The organism is Burkholderia sp. BCC0398 (assembly GCF_902833245.1).
Taxonomy (GTDB): domain Bacteria; phylum Pseudomonadota; class Gammaproteobacteria; order Burkholderiales; family Burkholderiaceae; genus Burkholderia; species Burkholderia sola.
The window spans coordinates 21362-37495 of record NZ_CADFEM010000002.1 but is presented as its reverse complement, the minus strand read 5'-3'; the positions used below and the strand labels follow the sequence as shown (position 1 = coordinate 37495).

The window sequence follows — 16134 nt, the reverse complement described above, 5'->3', positions numbered from 1 at the left end:
TGCTCACGGATGAATGTAATAAGCGCGCAGTCTCGAGATGCCGACGGCCTGTCGGTTTCCGTAGTCGTATATCGTCCCGATGCCGCTCAACTCGAGCAGACGCTCGTCAGCTTGGGCGCAGCGTGCGCGCGCTTGCGCAAAGCAACCCGCGGGTGTCCAATCGACCTGTATCTGGTCGATAATGGTGGGTTGGGCGATGTTAGCGTCGTGATACACCGGCTCGACGCGCAGGGCGTCACATGCCGGATACTGACCGGGCACGGCAATGTCGGCTACGGGCGCGGGCACAATCTCGCGATCGACCTATCGGTGCGTCCGCTCCACCTGATCTTGAATCCGGATATCGATATAGACGCTCAGGCCTTGGTTGCCGCACGTCAGTTCTTCGATTCGCATTCCGATGCAGGTGCGCTCACTCCCCGTATCGGCGACGAGTCAGGCGAACTGCAATATCTCTGCCGGCGCTATCCATCGATCATCGACCTGCTCGTGCGTGGCTTCCTGCCGGCGCAGTACCGACAGCCGTTCACGAACCGCCTTGCGCGCTACGAAATGCGCGATGTCATCAACGACCGCGACATCGTCTGGGATCCCCCAATCGTCAGCGGCTGCTTCATGTTGTTTCGTACCAATGTCCTGAAAAGCCTGGGCGGATTCGATCCCCGCTACTTTCTGTACTTCGAAGACTATGACCTGAGCCTTCGCACGCACGATCTCGCACGCGTCGCTTACGTTCCCGCAGTACGAGTAATTCACCACGGCGGCGGCGCGTCTCGCAAGGGCTTCGCCCACATTCGCATGTTCGCCGCGTCGGCCTTCAAGTTCTACAACCGTTTCGGCTGGAGGCTGTGGTGAGCCACCTCATCGTCACGGGCGCGAACGGCTTCGTCGGCCGTGCGGTCTGCCGCCGCGCGCTGGAGGCCGGACATACCGTGACCGCCATGGTGCGGCGCCCGGGCGGATCCATCGAAGGCGTGCGTGAATGGGTGCATGGCGCCGCCGATTTCGATGGCCTCGACGAAGGATGGCCAACGGATCTGGCAGCCGACTGCGTGATCCATCTCGCGGCTCGCGTACACGTGATGCGCGACGAGTCGCCGGATCCCGACGCCGCGTTCGACGCGACCAACGTCGCCGGTACCTTGCGTCTCGCCAAAGCCGCACGCCAGCACGGCGTGCGCCGCATCGTCTACGCGAGCAGTATCAAGGCGGTCGGCGAGAGCGACGGCGGCGCGCCATTGTCGGAAGCGGCGAGTCCTGATCCGCAGGACGCCTACGGTCGCTCGAAGCTGCGTGCGGAGCGCGAACTCGCGCAATTCGGTGCGTCGAACGGGCTCGACGTCGTGGTCGTTCGGCCACCGCTGGTCTACGGTCCGGCGGTCCGCGCGAACTTCCTGCGCATGATGGACGCGGTTGCGCGAGGGATGCCGCTGCCGCTCGGCTCGATCGCGGCTCGTCGCAGCATCGTCTACGTCGACAACCTGGCTGACGCACTCCTGCAATGCGCGATCGATCCGCGTGCCGCCGGCGAATGTTTCCACGTTGCCGACGACGATGCGCCGTCGGTCACGGGCCTGCTACGGCTGGTCGGCGACGCGCTCGGCAAGCCGGCCCGCCTGATCGCCGTCCCGTCCGCCGTGCTGCGCGCGCTCGGTACGCTGACCGGCCGCCGCGCGGCGATCGACCGCCTGACCGGCAGCCTCCAACTGGATACGGGCCGGATCACGCGCGTGCTTGGCTGGCATCCGCCCTATACGACGAGACAGGGCCTCGAAGCGACTGCCGCATGGTATCGTTCGCGCGATACACAACAATAGCTGACATGCATTTCCCGATATCCACCTGGCCCGACGCGGCCGCGGTGGCGCTGGCTGCTGCCATCGCGTCGACGGCCATCCTGCGCATGCTGCTCGCGACCGGCCTTGCATGGCGCCTTGCCACCGATATTCCGAACGACCGTTCGCTCCACACGCTGCCGACGCCGCGCGTCGGCGGGTGGGGCATCGTACCGGTCTGCGTCGTCGCGCTGCTCGTGCTGGCGCCGCACTTGTGGCTGATCGCCATCGGCGCCGCCGGGCTTGCCGCGATGTCCCAGATCGACGACCGGAGCGGGCTGCCGGCCCGCGTGCGATTCTCGGCGCACCTCGCGGCGGTCGTCGCGCTGATCGCCGTGTTTCCGGCCGACGCACCGTGGTGGCTGCTGGTCGGCATCGGCTTCGTGATGGTCTGGCTGACGAACCTGTACAACTTCATGGACGGCGCCGACGGCCTCGCGGGCGGCATGGCGCTGTTCGGCTTCGGCGCGTACGCAGTCGCGGCGCTGACCGCCCCGACGCCGTCGCCGGATCTGGCCGTGGCCGGCTCGGCCGTCGCCGGCGCCGCGCTCGGCTTCCTTCTGCTGAATTTCCACCCGGCCCGGCTGTTTCTCGGCGATGCCGGTTCGATTCCGCTCGGATTCCTGGCCGGCGCCCTCGGCTACTGGGGCTGGCGCGGCGGCGTGTGGCCGATCTGGTTTCCGGCGCTGGTGTTCGCGCCCTTTATTGCCGACGCATCTGTAACACTTTTGAGACGTCTGTTACGTGGCGAAAAGTTCTGGCAGGCGCACCGGGAGCACTATTATCAAAGGATGGTCCGGGCGGGCGTAGGTCACCGCCGGACTGCTCTTTATTGGTACCTCATCATGCTCGCAGGCATAATCGTCGCCGTGTGGGCAACGGGCCGCCCGGAACTGCAGCAGTGGCTGTCGTTCTTCGCGTGGTACGGCGTCCTGGCATGGTTCGGGTTGTTGATCGACATGCGTTGGCGCCGGTTTCAGTCCGCCGCCGAAAATAACTCTTGAGGTTTCCTGCCGATGTTGCGATCCAAAGCATCATGGCTTTCGCTGAGCGCTTTCCTGTTTGACCTGACGGCGGTCAGCGCCGCGTGGTTGTTCGCCTATCTTGTCCGATTCAACGGCAGCGTTCCGTCCGATTTCATGGGCGGCGCACTGACGGCGCTCGTCTGGGTGTTGCCGGTCTACGCGCTGATGTTCCACTTGTTTGGGCTGTATCGCGGGCTGTGGGTGTTCGCGAGCCTTCCCGATCTGATGCGGATCTCGAAGGCAGTCATCGGCGGCGGCGTGATCGTGATGATCGGCGCGGTGATGTTCCAGCCGATCCCGATCATCCCGCGCTCGGTGCTGCTCGTGTCGCCGCTGATGCTGTTCCTCGCGATGGGGGGCGCCCGCGCGCTGTACCGCGCGACGAAGGAGTTCTACCTGTACGGCGGGCTGGTCGGGCAGGGCAAGCCGGTGCTCGTGCTCGGCGCCGGCACGGCCGGCGCGAGCCTCGCGCGGGAGCTGTCGCGTTCGGGCGAATGGCGTCTGGTGGGCCTGCTCGATGACGATCCGACCAAGCAGGGCCGCGAAATCTACGGCTACAAGGTGCTCGGCTCGTTCAACGACCTGAAGCACTGGACCGACGCGCTGAAGGTGGAATACGCGATCATCGCGATTCCGTCGGCATCGGTCGAAACGCAGCGCCGTGTCGCGACGCTATGCGTGCGCGCCGGCATCAAGGCGATGGTGCTGCCGTCGCTGACCGCACTGATGCCGGGGCAGGGCTTTCTGTCGCAGGTACGGAACATCGATCTCGAGGATCTGCTCGGCCGCGACGCGGTGACGATCGACACGCCGCATGTCGAGGCCCTGCTGCGCGGCCGCGTCGTGATGGTGACGGGCGCGGGCGGTTCGATCGGCTCGGAACTGTGCCGGCAGATCCTCCGCTTCGCTCCGGCGCAACTCGTCGCGTTCGACCTGTCCGAATACGCGATGTACCGGCTGACCGAGGAATTGCGCGAGCGCTTCCCCGATCTGCCCGTCCTGCCGATCATCGGCGATGCGAAGGATTCGCTGCTGCTCGACCAGGTGATGTCGCGCCACGCACCGCACATCGTGTTCCATGCGGCTGCGTACAAACACGTGCCGTTGATGGAAGAACACAACGCGTGGCAGGCGCTGCGCAACAACGTGCTCGGAACCTATCGCGTGGCCCGCGCGGCGATTCGCCACGACGTGCGTCACTTCGTGTTGATCTCGACCGACAAGGCCGTCAATCCGACCAATGTGATGGGTGCGAGCAAGCGCCTTGCCGAAATGGCGTGCCAGGCATTGCAGCAGACGAGCGGGCGCACGCAGTTCGAAACGGTGCGCTTCGGCAATGTGCTTGGTAGCGCCGGCAGCGTGATTCCGAAGTTCCAGCAGCAGATCGCGAAGGGTGGTCCGGTGACGGTCACGCATCCCGAGATCACGCGCTTCTTCATGACGATTCCGGAAGCGTCGCAACTCGTGCTGCAGGCGTCGAGCATGGGGCGCGGCGGCGAGATCTTCATTCTCGACATGGGCGAGCCGGTCAAGATCGTCGATCTCGCGCGTGACCTGATTCGCTTATATGGATTCTCGGAAGGGCAGATTCGGATCGAGTTCACGGGTCTGAGGCCGGGCGAGAAGCTCTACGAGGAGCTGCTTGCGGACGATGAGACGACCACGCGTACGCCGCATCCCAAGTTGCGGATAGCCCGCGCTCGGGAAGTACCAGACCATCTGCTTGATGAATTGTTGCCATGGCTAATGCAGCATCGTGTGCTTAGCGACGACGAGGTTCGACGGGATTTGCGACGTTGGGTGCCGGAATATCAGACGGCCGTCTTGCCAGTGCTGCAGAGCGTGCCAGCTGGGATGCGAGCAGTATCGAATGAATGACCCTGGTTTACCGTCGAGCCAGTTCTGGTAACAGAGTGGTGTAGTCGAGAGCTGACAGCCTCGTGGCCGAACGATCTGATTCGAATCGATAGGGTGCCGGGACGGTAAGTCGATTGTCGTCCCGGCAAGTCGGCATTACTCCACCGTCACCGATTTCGCGAGGTTGCGCGGCTTGTCGACGTCGGTGCCGCGCGCACACGCGGTGTGATACGCGAGCAGTTGCAGCGGCACGACGTGCAGGATCGGCGACAGTTGCCCGTAGTGCTCCGGCATCCGGATCACGTGCAGGCCGTCGTCGTTGACGATCTGCGTGTCGGCATCCGCGAACACGTACAGCTCGCCGCCGCGCGCACGCACTTCCTGCATGTTCGACTTCAGCTTCTCGAGCAGCGTGTCGTTCGGCGCGACCGTGACGACCGGCATCGCTTCCGTGACGAGCGCGAGCGGCCCGTGCTTCAGTTCGCCGGCCGGATAGGCCTCGGCGTGGATGTACGAGATTTCCTTCAGCTTCAGCGCGCCTTCGAGCGCGATCGGATAGTGCAGCCCGCGGCCGAGGAACAGCGCGTTTTCCTTGCGCGCGAATTCCTCCGACCACGCGATGATCTGCGGCTCGAGCGCGAGCACGCTGTTCAGCGCGGCCGGCAGGTGGCGCAGCTCCTTCAGGAATTGCGCTTCCTGCGCGGCGTCGACGTGCCCGCGCAGCTTGCCGAGCGTCGCGGCCAGCACGAACAGCGCGACGAGCTGCGTCGTGAACGCCTTCGTCGACGCGACGCCGATCTCGGTGCCCGCGTGCGTCAGGAACTGCATTTCGGTCAGGCGCACCATCGCGCTCGTCGCGACGTTGCACACCGCAAGCGTATGCGTGTGGCCGAGCGACTGCGCGTGCTTGAGCGCCGCGAGCGTATCGGCCGTCTCGCCCGACTGCGAGATCACGAGCACGAGCTGGCGCGGGTTCGGCACCGACTCGCGGTAGCGGTATTCGCTGGCGATCTCGACCTGGGTCGGGATCTTCGCGATCGATTCGAGCCAGTACTTCGCGGTGAGGCCCGAGTAGTAGCTCGTGCCGCACGCAAGGATCAGCAGGCTGTCGATCTCCGCGAACGCGGCGGGGGCCGCGTCGCCGAACAGCGTCGCGTCGAACGCTTCCGTCTGCGGCACGGTGTCGCCGATCGCGCGCGGCTGCTCGAAGATTTCCTTCTGCATGAAGTGGCGATAGGGCCCAAGTTCGACCGCGCCGCTGTACGCACTAACCACGCGGATCTCGCGCTGCACGGTGGCGCCGTGACGATCGACGATCGTCACGCCGTCGAGCGACAGCTCGCACACGTCGCCTTCCTCGAGGCACGTGAAACGGTCGGTGCTGCCGGCCAGCGCCAGCGCGTCGGACGCGAGGAAGTTCTCGCCGTCGCCGTGACCGACGACGAGCGGCGAACCCTGGCGCGCGCCGACGACGGTGTGCGGCTGGTCCTTGTGCGTCACGGCGATCGCATACGCGCCGTGCAGTTGCTGCACGGCTTCGCGCACGGCGTCGAACAGGTTGCCGCGATACAGGCTGTGCACGAGGTGCGCGATCACTTCGGTGTCGGTCTGCGACACGAATTCGTAGCCCTTTGCGCGCAGCGTTTCGCGCAGCGTCTCGAAGTTCTCAATGATGCCGTTGTGCACGAGCGCGAGCGCGTTCGACGAGAAGATCGGGTGCGCGTTGTGCGTGACCGGCGCGCCGTGCGTGGCCCAGCGCGTGTGCGCGACGCCGGTCGTGCCTTCGAGGTGCGTGTCGCGCACCTGCGCATCGAGATCGGCGACGCGCGCGACGCTGCGCGCGCGCTTCGGCGCGCCCGGTTCGAGCACGGCGACGCCGCACGAATCGTAGCCACGGTATTCGAGGCGCCGCAATCCTTCGATCAGCACCGGAACGATATTACGCTGCGCAACTGCGCCGACAATGCCGCACATGAATGGTCAATCCTGTCAGTCGAAGCGGGCGCCGCGCGGGCGCCCGCAAAAGGTTTAGCTATATTTCCTGGGCGCGGAGCCGCCTTTGCGGTCTCCGTCTTGTCGTTGGTGGGAACACGCCATCGGTGACATCACTTGCCACATTGCGCGGTCATCAAGCCGCAGCGATGGGCGAACTGGCGCGAGAAATCGCGTTTCCGACCTGACGAATATATCGCATTCGAGCACGGTCCCAGAGTTGCTGTTGGCCCTGGTCCGATCAATGCCGCTGGTGCTCCTTCCTCACCACCATCCACTTCGGCACCCTGAACCGCACGATGCTGAGATAAAGCCAGACATAAGTCAGAGCGAACAGCACAACAAACACGAACAGATGCACGGTATGCCGCCAGAACAGCGTCGCCGGAATCACCGCGACGAGGCACAGCAGCCACAAATAAGGTGAAGTTAACGAATTCCGCCGCGTCAGATCATGCGCGTGTTTCGTCCCCACGGCCCATCTCATCAGCCGCTTGTACACGAGCATATGCAGATGCACGCCGTCCGGAATCCCCGGCGACATCCCGCGGATGAACTTCTTCCGATAAATCGAGAAGCACGTCTCGAAGATCGGATACATGAACAGCAGCACCGGATACCACGCGGACACCTCGCGGTTGCGCATCACGAGCATGATCGCGAGCTCCGCGAGCATGAAGCCGATGAAATACGCGCCGCCGTCGCCAAGAAAGATCAGCCCCGCCGGGAAATTCCACAGGAAGAAGCCGAGCACCGCGCCCATCATGATGATCGACGCGGACATCACGACCGGGTCGTTCACATGGAACGCGACATACGCGAGCGACGCGAACATCATGAAGCTGACCATCGACGCGAGCCCGTTGAACCCGTCGATGATGTTGATCGCGTTCGCGAGCGCCGCGACCGCGAGCACGGTGATGAACGCCGAGATGGCCACGTAGCCGAGCAGGAAATCGAGCGGCGGCACGCTGATGCGCTTGACCGCGATGCCCAGCAGCCAGAACGCCAGCGCGGCCGCGCCCATCGTGCAGAGCAGCCGTGCGCGCGGCGACACGCGCTTGGTCAGGTCTTCGACGAGGCCCGACAGGAACGCCGGCATCCCGCAGGCGACGATCCCGAGAATGCTGCCGGCGATCGTCGGATAGCGCCGCGACACGAGCAGCGCGGCCACGACGACTCCGGCGAGGATCCCGATGCCCCCGACGCGCGGCACGGGCCGCACGTGGAATTTCTGCACGCCGGCCAGGTCGCTGTCGATCGAGAATTTCTCGTGAAGGTGCGCGTAGCGCACGATGAACAGCGTGACGAGCAAGGAGACGATGAAGCCGGACGCGAAGCTGAGCATGGGGTCGCTCGAAAAATGGACAGCGGATTATACAAAACCGCGCGGGTTGCCCTCCTGCCATCGCCAGTGGTCGGCACACATTTCCTCGATGCCGAGCGTCGCACGCCAGCCGATGATGTCGGCAGCGGCCTGCGGGTTCGCATAGCACTCGGCGATGTCGCCCGGGCGGCGCGCGACGAGTTCGTACGGCACCGGCCGGCCCGACGCCTTCTCGAACGCGCGCACGACTTCCAGCACGCTGTAGCCTTGCCCGGTGCCGAGGTTCACGACGAAGCTCGCGTCGCGCTTCGCCAGCGCGTCGAGCGCGGCGATGTGCCCCTTCGCGAGATCGACGACGTGGATGTAGTCGCGCACGCCGGTGCCGTCCGGCGTCGGGTAATCCGAACCGAACACGCGCAGCTTTTCCAGCTTGCCGACCGCGACCTGCGCGACGTACGGCATCAGGTTGTTCGGGATGCCGGCCGGATCCTCGCCGATCAGCCCGCTCGCATGCGCGCCCACCGGGTTGAAGTAGCGCAGCGTCGCGATGCGCCACGACGGGTCCGACACTTCGAGATCGCGCAGGATCTGCTCGGCGATCAGCTTCGACTGGCCGTACGGGTTCGTCGCGGACAGCGGGAACGATTCGTCGATCGGCGAGCGCTCGGGCACGCCGTACACGGTGGCGGACGAACTGAACACGAATTGTTTGATCTTGCGCTCGCGCATTACTTTCAATACGGTCAGCAGGCCGCCGAGGTTGTTGTGGTAGTACTCGAGCGGTTTCTCTACCGATTCGCCGACGGCCTTGAGTGCCGCAAAGTGGATCGTACCGGTGATCGGATGCGCATCGAACACCGCGGCGAGCGCGGCTTCGTCACAAACGTCGACCTGGTGGAATGCTGGCGTCTTGCCGGTGATGCGCTCGATCCGGCGCACTGACTCGACTTTACTGTTGACGAGGTTGTCGACGATTACGACTTCATAGCCGTTGTCGAGCAGTTCGACTGTCGTATGCGAACCGATGTAGCCCGCACCGCCGGTGACGAGGATGGTGCCTTTAGCGCTCATTGCTTACGTGCTCCTTCAAAATGTGAATCCGGTAAACGTATGGATGGTACGCCGGTAACGTTCGACGACCGTTTGCTCGTCGAATTCGGCGGCCACCTTGCGGCGCCCGCGCGCACCCATCGCGTCGCGTCCGGCGGTACCCAGCTCGATCATGCGGATCAGCTGCTCCGCGAGGCTCGCGCTGTCCCGCGCGCGGCACAGGAAGCCCGTTTCGCCGTCGGCGACGACGTCGCGGCAACCCGGCACGTCGGTCGCGACGATCGGGCGGCCCATCGCCGATGCTTCCATCAACGTGCGCGGCACACCCTCTCGGTACGACGGCAGCACGACGCAATCGGCCGCCGCGATGTGCGGGCGCACGTCGTGCGCTTCGCCGAGATACTCGACGATGCCTTCGTCGACCCACGCGTCGACGTCCGCGCGACCGATCGCGCTCGGATTGTCGACGCCGAGCGGCCCGAGCAGCTGGAAGCGCGCGTTCGGAAAGCGTTCGCGCACGAGACGCGCGGCCTCGACGTATTCGCGTACGCCCTTGTCCCACAGCAGCCGGCCGATCAGGATGAAGACGGGCGCGTCGCCGCCCGGCAGCGGCACGGGCGAGAACTGTTCGAGATCGACGCCTTCGCCGTGCAGCAGCCGCGCGCGCTCGGGATGCGCGAGCAAGCGCTCGTCGGTGAAGGTCGCGAGATCGTCGCGATTGAGGAACCACACCTCGCGCGGGAAGCGGAACGCGAACCGGTACAGGCGCTTCGCGACGCTCGCCGCGCGGCTCTTCTGGATGAACACGTAGCCGAGGCCCGTCGTCACCGCGATCGACGGCACGCGCGCGAGCCACGCGGCCACCGAGCCGTAGATGTTCGGCTTGATCGTGTAGTGGAACACGAGATCGGGCCGCAGCGCGCGGTAGTGGTGCGCGAGCGCGGCGAGCGTGCCGAGATCCTCGCGCGGGCTCGTGCCTTTCGACGCGACGGCAAGCGCGACGTAACGGCAGCCCATCTGCTCGAGCAGCGGCACCGTGCGGTCGTGCGGCGCGATCACGACGACCTCGGCGCCGCGCGCGACGAGCGCACGGATCAGCCCGTGGCGATACGTATGGATCGCCCAGGCCGTGTTGCAGACGAGCGCGATGCGCAGCGGGGACGTGGTGGACATGAAAAAAAGAAAAAATAAAGCGTCGTAATTGCCGGACGGGCCGGATGCGCGTCAGGCGGACGGCCGCGCGGCGAACAGCGTCTGCTTGATGCGCTGCAGCGTACGGTACGGCGTCACGAAATGCAGCAGGTTCTTGGCGAGGCCGGCCCAGTCGTACGGGTTCAGCACGTTGAAGTGGCGCAGCAGCAGCGTGAGCGTCGACACCAGCTGGCGCCGGCGTTTGGTCGCACTGATCCCGCCCTCGTTAAGCTCGTAATACAGGCCGAGTTCCGGCAGGTTCGCGCAATCGTAGCGTTGCATTAACCGTAAAAAAAGATCGAGATCCTCGGCCGCGCGGTACTTCGCCCGATAGTTGCCCACTTCGCGCACGGCGTCGATGCGCAACATGACCGACGGATGCACGAGCGGCGAGCGCAGGAAGCGCGTGCGGCGCAGCGTGCGCGGGTCGGCGGGCGGCGTCAGCATGAAGCGCGGCTCGCCGGCGCGCGACACGACCTGCGTCCACATGCCGACGCAGGCCACGCGCGGGTGGGCGCCGAGATACGCGCGTTCTTTCGCCAGGCGCTGCGGCGTGGCCAGATCGCCCGCATCGATGCGGGCCGCATAGCGGAAGCCGCGCGCGGCGAGCGCGTCGATGCCGGCCGCCAGCGCGCGTTCGATGCCGCCGTTGCGCGGCATGCGCAGCACGTCGATCGACAGGCCTGGCAGGTCGGGCGCGACGATCGGCGGCGTGCTGCCGTCGTCGACGATCAGCACGTGCACGGGTGCATCCTCGCGAAACGACGCGAGGGTCCGGGCGACATCGTCGTGCCCGTTGTAGGCCGGCATCAGCACGGCCACGTCGTCGAGCGGGGGCGGGCAATCAGGGGACGTCATGTTCGCAGCTTGAAACGGATGTAATAAAAGTTGACGGCGGCAGCAGCCAGGTAGCCGGCCGCCAGCCCGACGAGCGCGCCGTACAGGCCGAGCCGCGGGATCGCGAACAGGTTGACGAGCACGGCGATCGCCAGCGCGAGCAGCCATTTCGACAGCAACACGAATTTTGCTTGATATTTGAGAACGATAAGATTGCCTATCGCCTCGATGCCGGCCGGCACGGACAGCCAGACGGCCCAGCGGAAGATGTCGACCGACGCCTCGTAGCCGCGGCCGAACACCTTGCCGACGATCAGCGGGGCGGCCGCGTCGAGCACGAGCGCGCCGGCCGTCATCAGGCCGGCCGTCATCGCGATCAGCCGGACGATGTTGCGGCGCAGCCGCGCGACGTCCTGCACGCGGTACACGAACGCGGGTGCGATGGTCTGCGCGAGCATCAGCGCGAGCGTGATCCAGTTCTCGTTGAGTTGCTGCGCGGCCGAATAGCGGCCGAGATCGGCGAACGACACGTGGCGCTCGAGCATCAGGCGGTCGAGTTTCAGGAACAGGTACATGCAGATGAGGCCGAGCCAGAACACGGTGCCGGCCGTGGCAAAGTGCCGGAACAGCGATGTGTCGAACCTCCAGCCGAGCGCGCCGCCGTTACGATGGCGGTAGTACAGCAGCAGCGCGAGGCCGATCGCGGCGGCTTCCAGCGCCCACAGCCACGCGAAGCGGGCGGGGCCGGCGGCCGCGCGCACCAGCAGCCACACGAGCAGCGCCTTGGCGAGCGCGGTGACCATGCTGGCGACGAGCTGCGGCTTGCTGTAGGTCATGCTCTGTAGCCACGCGTTGATCACGCCGACGAACGGCTCGCGAAACACCATCGTGACCGCGAGGCCCGCGAGCATCGCGCCGACCAGCGGGTCGAAGGCGCCCGCGGCGATCGCGATCCAGGTCGCGGCGAGCGCGGCGACCGACACGGCGATGCGCAGCACGAACGCGCTGCCGAGCACCGCGCCGAGCTGGGCGGGCGGGCGCTGGACGATGGTCGGGACGAGGATTTCCGCGCCGCACACCCAGGTGAGCGGCGCCAGTACCAGGAGAAGCGTATTCGCATACTGCCATTTGCCGAACACATCTGGCCCGAAATAACGGGCCAGCAGGCCGCTGATCGCGATCGCGACGCCGATCTGCGTGAGCCGTTCGAGGCCCAGCCAGACGAGGTTCGCGACGGCTTTCGCGACGTCCGGGTTGCCGAAGCGCTTCAGCATGCGCGGCAGCGACGGCGCGCGCGGGGGGCGGCCGAAAGCGGCGGGTGGGCGGCGGCGGGACGGCTAGGCATTAAAATAGGCGGTATGCGCGTCATCAAAACCCGCGATTATAAGTGGGATCGCGACCGCTCCAGCCGTTCCGTTCCTTGTTTTGCGGGGCCGCCTGTATCATGCGCGGCACCGGCGAGAGGCGGCCAGCCAAGCCAGACAATTTTCCATGCACGCAACTGAGAGAGAAGAGAATCGATGATCTCCCAATCCATCTTCAAGGCATATGACATCCGTGGCGTGGTCGGCAAGACACTCGACGTCGACACGGCGCGCGGGATCGGCCGCGCATTCGGCAGCGAAGTGCGTGCGCAGGGCGGCGATGCGGTCGTCGTCGCGCGCGACGGCCGCCTGTCCGGGCCGGAACTCGTCGGCGCGCTGGCCGACGGCCTGCGGGCGGCCGGTGTCGACGTCGTCGACGTCGGCATGGTGCCGACGCCGGTCGGCTATTTCGCGGCGAACGTGCCGCTCGCGCTGAAGGGCGGCGAGCGCCGCGTCGATTCGTGCATCGTCGTCACGGGCAGCCACAACCCGCCCGACTACAACGGCTTCAAGATGGTGCTGCGCGGCGCCGCGATCTACGGCGAGCAGATCCAGGCGCTGTATCGCCGCATCGTCGACGAGCGGTTCGAGACGGGCAGCGGCACCTATGAGGAAATCGACGTCGCCGATCAATACATCGCGCGCATCGTCGGCGACGTGAAGCTCGCGCGGCCGCTGAAGCTCGTGGTCGACGCCGGCAACGGCGTCGCCGGCCCGCTCGCGACGCGCCTGTTCAAGGCGCTCGGCTGCGAGCTCGTCGAGCGCTTCACCGACATCGACGGCACGTTCCCGAACCACCACCCCGATCCCGCCCACCCGGAAAACCTGCAGGACGTGATCCAGGCGCTGAAGGACACCGATGCGGAGCTCGGCTTCGCGTTCGACGGCGACGGCGACCGCCTGGGCGTCGTCACGAAGGACGGCCAGATCATCTATCCGGACCGCCAGCTGATGCTGTTCGCGGAAGAAGTGCTGTCGCGCAACCCGGGCGCCCAGATCATCTACGACGTGAAGTGCACGCGCCACCTCGCGCAGTGGGTGAAGTCGAAGGGCGGCGAGCCGCTGATGTGGAAGACGGGGCACTCGCTCGTGAAGGCGAAGCTGCGCGAGACGGGTGCGCCGCTCGCCGGCGAAATGAGCGGCCACGTGTTCTTCAAGGATCGCTGGTACGGCTTCGACGACGGCCTGTACACCGGCGCGCGCCTGCTCGAGATTCTCGCGAAGACGGCCGATCCGAGCGCGCTGCTCAACAGCCTGCCGGACGCGATGAGCACGCCCGAACTGCAGCTCTGGCTCGACGAAGGCGAGAATTTCCGCCTGATCGAGCAGTTGCAGAAAGAGGCGAAGTTCGACGGCGCCGACGAAGTCGTGACGATCGACGGCCTGCGTGTCGAGTACCCGGACGGCTTCGGTCTCGCGCGTTCGTCGAACACGACGCCGGTCGTCGTGATGCGCTTCGAAGCCGAGACGCAGGAAGGGCTCAAGCGTATCCAGGAAGACTTCCGCCGCGTGCTGACGGCCGCGAAGCCGGACGTCAAACTGCCGTTCTGAGCGTTGGCGGCCGGCGGGCCGCCTCTCATGCGACGGCCCGTTCCTCGGCCGTGCTGGTCCCGAAAAGCGGCGCGCGCCCCAGGCGCGCGGCCGCTTTTTGTCTGTCCGGCCCTTCGGCCGGGATAAAATCCCCCCTTTATGTCTGTCGCCGGCTGTCAGCCGGCGTTTTTTCAGCGTGCAAAAGATCCTGATCGTGCGCGTGTCGTCGCTGGGCGACGTCGTGCACAACATGCCGGTGATCGCCGATATCCGGCGCCGCCACCCCGATGCGCAGATCGACTGGCTCGTCGAGGAAAGCTTCGTCGACCTCGTGCGGCTCGTCGACGGCGTGCGCAACGTGCTGCCGTTCTCGCTGCGCCGCTGGCGCAAGAAGCCGTTCTCGGGCGCGACGTGGCGCGAGATCCGCGCGTTTCGCCGGCGCCTCGCCGCCGAGCAGTACGACCTCGTGATCGACTGCCAGGGCCTCATCAAGACGGCGTGGGTCGCGAGCTGGGCGCGCGGCCCGCTCGTCGGGCTCGGCAACCGGACCGACGGCGCCGGCTACGAATGGCCGGTGCGCTTCTTCTACCGCAAGCGCGTGCCGATCGCGCCGCGCACGCACGTGGTCGAGCGCTCGCGTCAGCTCGTCGCGGCCGCGCTGGACGACCCGGCGCCGACCCCGGCCGATCCGGTCGAATTCGGCCTCGACACGCGGGCGGCGGCGCTCGCGGTGGCCGCGCTCGGCCTGAACCTGCCGGTGCCGTACGTCGTGTTCGTCCACGCGACGTCGCGCGCCGACAAGCAGTGGCCGGACGCCGCATGGATCGAGCTCGGCCAGGCGCTCGTGCGGCGCGGCGCGTCGCTCGTGCTGCCGTGGGGCAACGACGCGGAACGCGCGACCAGCGAGCGGCTCGCGAAGGAATTCGGCGCGGCGGCGATCGTGCCGCCGAAGCTGTCGCTGCCGGCCGTGGTCGGGCTGATCGACGGCGCGGCCGCGACGGTCGGGGTTGATACAGGTCTGGTTCACATCGCGGCCGCGCTGAAGCGTCCGACGGTCGAACTGTACAATTTCGCGACGGCCTGGCGGACCGGCGGCTACTGGTCGCCGAACGTCGTCAATCTCGGCACGGCGGGGCAGCCCCCGTCGATCGCGCAGGTGAAGTCGACGCTCGCGGGCTTCGGTCTCCTGTAACGCTGTCCACACGCGAACCGATCATGAGCGAATCCCAGATCATCGAAGTCCCGTCCGCCGACTGGAGCGGACACAACCTGTCGGCGCCGCGCGAGCAGTTGCTCGCCGCGGTCGAGGAAGGCAAGGTGCTGTATTTCCCGCACCTGCGCTTCGCGATCGAAGGCGGCGAGGAAGCGCTGCTCGATCCGGCGCTCGCCGATCCGAAACGCAAGAACATCAGCCTCGCGCCGAACGGCGGCGCGCTCGCCGGCGTGCTCGGCGACAGCGTCACGCAGTCGGCCGTGCGCGCGCTCGTCGCGCGCTTCCAGCAGCAGGCCGGCACGCTCGTCGACGGCCTCTTTCCCGAATATCGCGGCAAGCTGCGCGTCGCGCCGACGAGCCTGCGGCTGATGCAGGTCGAGACGCGCCAGACGTCGTGGCGCAAGGACGACAGCCGCCTGCACGTCGACGCATTCCCGTCGCGGCCGAACTACGGCGAGCGGATCCTGCGCGTGTTCACGAACGTGAACCCGGCCGGCGCGCCGCGCGTGTGGCGCGTCGGCGAGCCGTTCGAGGACGTCGCGAAGCGCTTCCTGCCGAAGATCCGGCCGCAGTTCCCGGGCTCGGCGTGGTTGCTGAACCTGCTGCACGTGACGAAGTCGCCGCGCAGCGCATACGACCACCTGATGCTGAACCTGCACGACGGGATGAAGGCCGACCTCGATTACCAGAAGACGTGTCCACAGCAAACGATGCCGTTTCCGCCGGGCAGCGTGTGGATATGTTTCTCCGATCAGACTTCGCACGCTGTGATGTCCGGCCAGTTCATGCTCGAGCAGACCTTCTTCCTGCCGGTCGATGCGATGGTGCGCCGCGAGTGCGCGCCGCTCGGCATTCTCGAACGCCTGACGGGCAGGGCGCTGGTTTGAGCGCGCACCTGCTTCGACGTCACTCG

Annotated in this window: 13 protein-coding genes; 7 read left to right on the top strand and 6 right to left on the bottom strand. The window is 66.3% G+C overall.

Annotated elements, in window-relative coordinates; all coding sequences use genetic code 11:
- Positions 1-9 precede the first annotated feature (9 nt).
- From HWX76_RS04020 to HWX76_RS04005, 4 genes are read left to right on the top strand one after another with little or no spacing between them, the layout of a single operon-like run.
- A complete protein-coding gene (locus tag HWX76_RS04020) occupies positions 10-855 on the top strand; it encodes a glycosyltransferase family 2 protein (RefSeq protein WP_176015606.1) in 846 nt (281 codons plus the stop codon).
- Complete coding sequence (locus HWX76_RS04015) at positions 852-1817, top strand: SDR family oxidoreductase (protein ID WP_176015537.1); 966 nt, start codon at positions 852-854, stop codon at positions 1815-1817. The genes HWX76_RS04020 and HWX76_RS04015 overlap by 4 nt, the downstream gene beginning before the upstream one ends.
- Positions 1818-1822: 5 nt before the next feature.
- Entirely contained in the window at positions 1823-2839 is a 1017-nt protein-coding gene (locus tag HWX76_RS04010) for a glycosyltransferase family 4 protein (protein ID WP_244137941.1), read from the top strand.
- Between the two features lie 12 nt (positions 2840-2851).
- Positions 2852-4738 carry a nucleoside-diphosphate sugar epimerase/dehydratase gene (locus tag HWX76_RS04005; protein ID WP_176015535.1) on the top strand — a complete coding sequence of 629 codons (1887 nt, stop codon included), beginning with the start codon at positions 2852-2854 and terminating at the stop codon, positions 4736-4738.
- Between the two features lie 135 nt (positions 4739-4873).
- Here HWX76_RS04005 and glmS read toward each other — a convergent pair whose 3' ends face one another.
- The 6 genes from glmS to HWX76_RS03975 all read right to left on the bottom strand — a co-directional run bounded on the left by glmS (position 4874) and on the right by HWX76_RS03975 (position 12388).
- Positions 4874-6691 (bottom strand): glutamine--fructose-6-phosphate transaminase (isomerizing), encoded by a 1818-nt coding sequence (gene glmS, locus HWX76_RS04000; RefSeq protein WP_176015534.1) that lies wholly within the window; start codon positions 6689-6691, stop codon positions 4874-4876.
- Between the two features lie 259 nt (positions 6692-6950).
- Positions 6951-8057, bottom strand: coding sequence for a glycosyltransferase (locus HWX76_RS03995; RefSeq protein WP_176015533.1), 1107 nt, complete (start codon positions 8055-8057; stop codon positions 6951-6953).
- Between the two features lie 27 nt (positions 8058-8084).
- Positions 8085-9107 (bottom strand): UDP-glucose 4-epimerase GalE, encoded by a 1023-nt coding sequence (gene galE / locus HWX76_RS03990; protein ID WP_176015532.1) that lies wholly within the window; start codon positions 9105-9107, stop codon positions 8085-8087.
- Between the two features lie 15 nt (positions 9108-9122).
- Positions 9123-10259 (bottom strand): glycosyltransferase family 4 protein, encoded by a 1137-nt coding sequence (locus tag HWX76_RS03985; protein ID WP_176015531.1) that lies wholly within the window; start codon positions 10257-10259, stop codon positions 9123-9125.
- 51 nt (positions 10260-10310) lie between these two features.
- Positions 10311-11135 carry a glycosyltransferase gene (locus HWX76_RS03980; RefSeq protein ID WP_176015530.1) on the bottom strand — a complete coding sequence of 275 codons (825 nt, stop codon included), beginning with the start codon at positions 11133-11135 and terminating at the stop codon, positions 10311-10313.
- Positions 11132-12388 (bottom strand): oligosaccharide flippase family protein, encoded by a 1257-nt coding sequence (locus HWX76_RS03975; protein WP_124630642.1) that lies wholly within the window; start codon positions 12386-12388, stop codon positions 11132-11134. The genes HWX76_RS03980 and HWX76_RS03975 overlap by 4 nt, the downstream gene beginning before the upstream one ends.
- Positions 12389-12634: 246 nt before the next feature.
- Between HWX76_RS03975 and HWX76_RS03970 the strand changes: the two genes are divergently transcribed.
- From HWX76_RS03970 to HWX76_RS03960, 3 genes are all read left to right on the top strand, one after another.
- Complete coding sequence (locus HWX76_RS03970) at positions 12635-14029, top strand: phosphomannomutase/phosphoglucomutase (RefSeq protein WP_078040734.1); 1395 nt, start codon at positions 12635-12637, stop codon at positions 14027-14029.
- A gap of 127 nt (positions 14030-14156) precedes the next feature.
- Complete coding sequence (gene waaC / locus HWX76_RS03965; RefSeq protein ID WP_306427004.1) at positions 14157-15200, top strand: lipopolysaccharide heptosyltransferase I; 1044 nt, start codon at positions 14157-14159, stop codon at positions 15198-15200.
- A 23-nt stretch (positions 15201-15223) separates the two neighbouring features.
- A complete protein-coding gene (locus HWX76_RS03960) occupies positions 15224-16108 on the top strand; it encodes a Kdo hydroxylase family protein (protein WP_006485119.1) in 885 nt (294 codons plus the stop codon).
- Positions 16109-16134 lie beyond the last annotated feature (26 nt).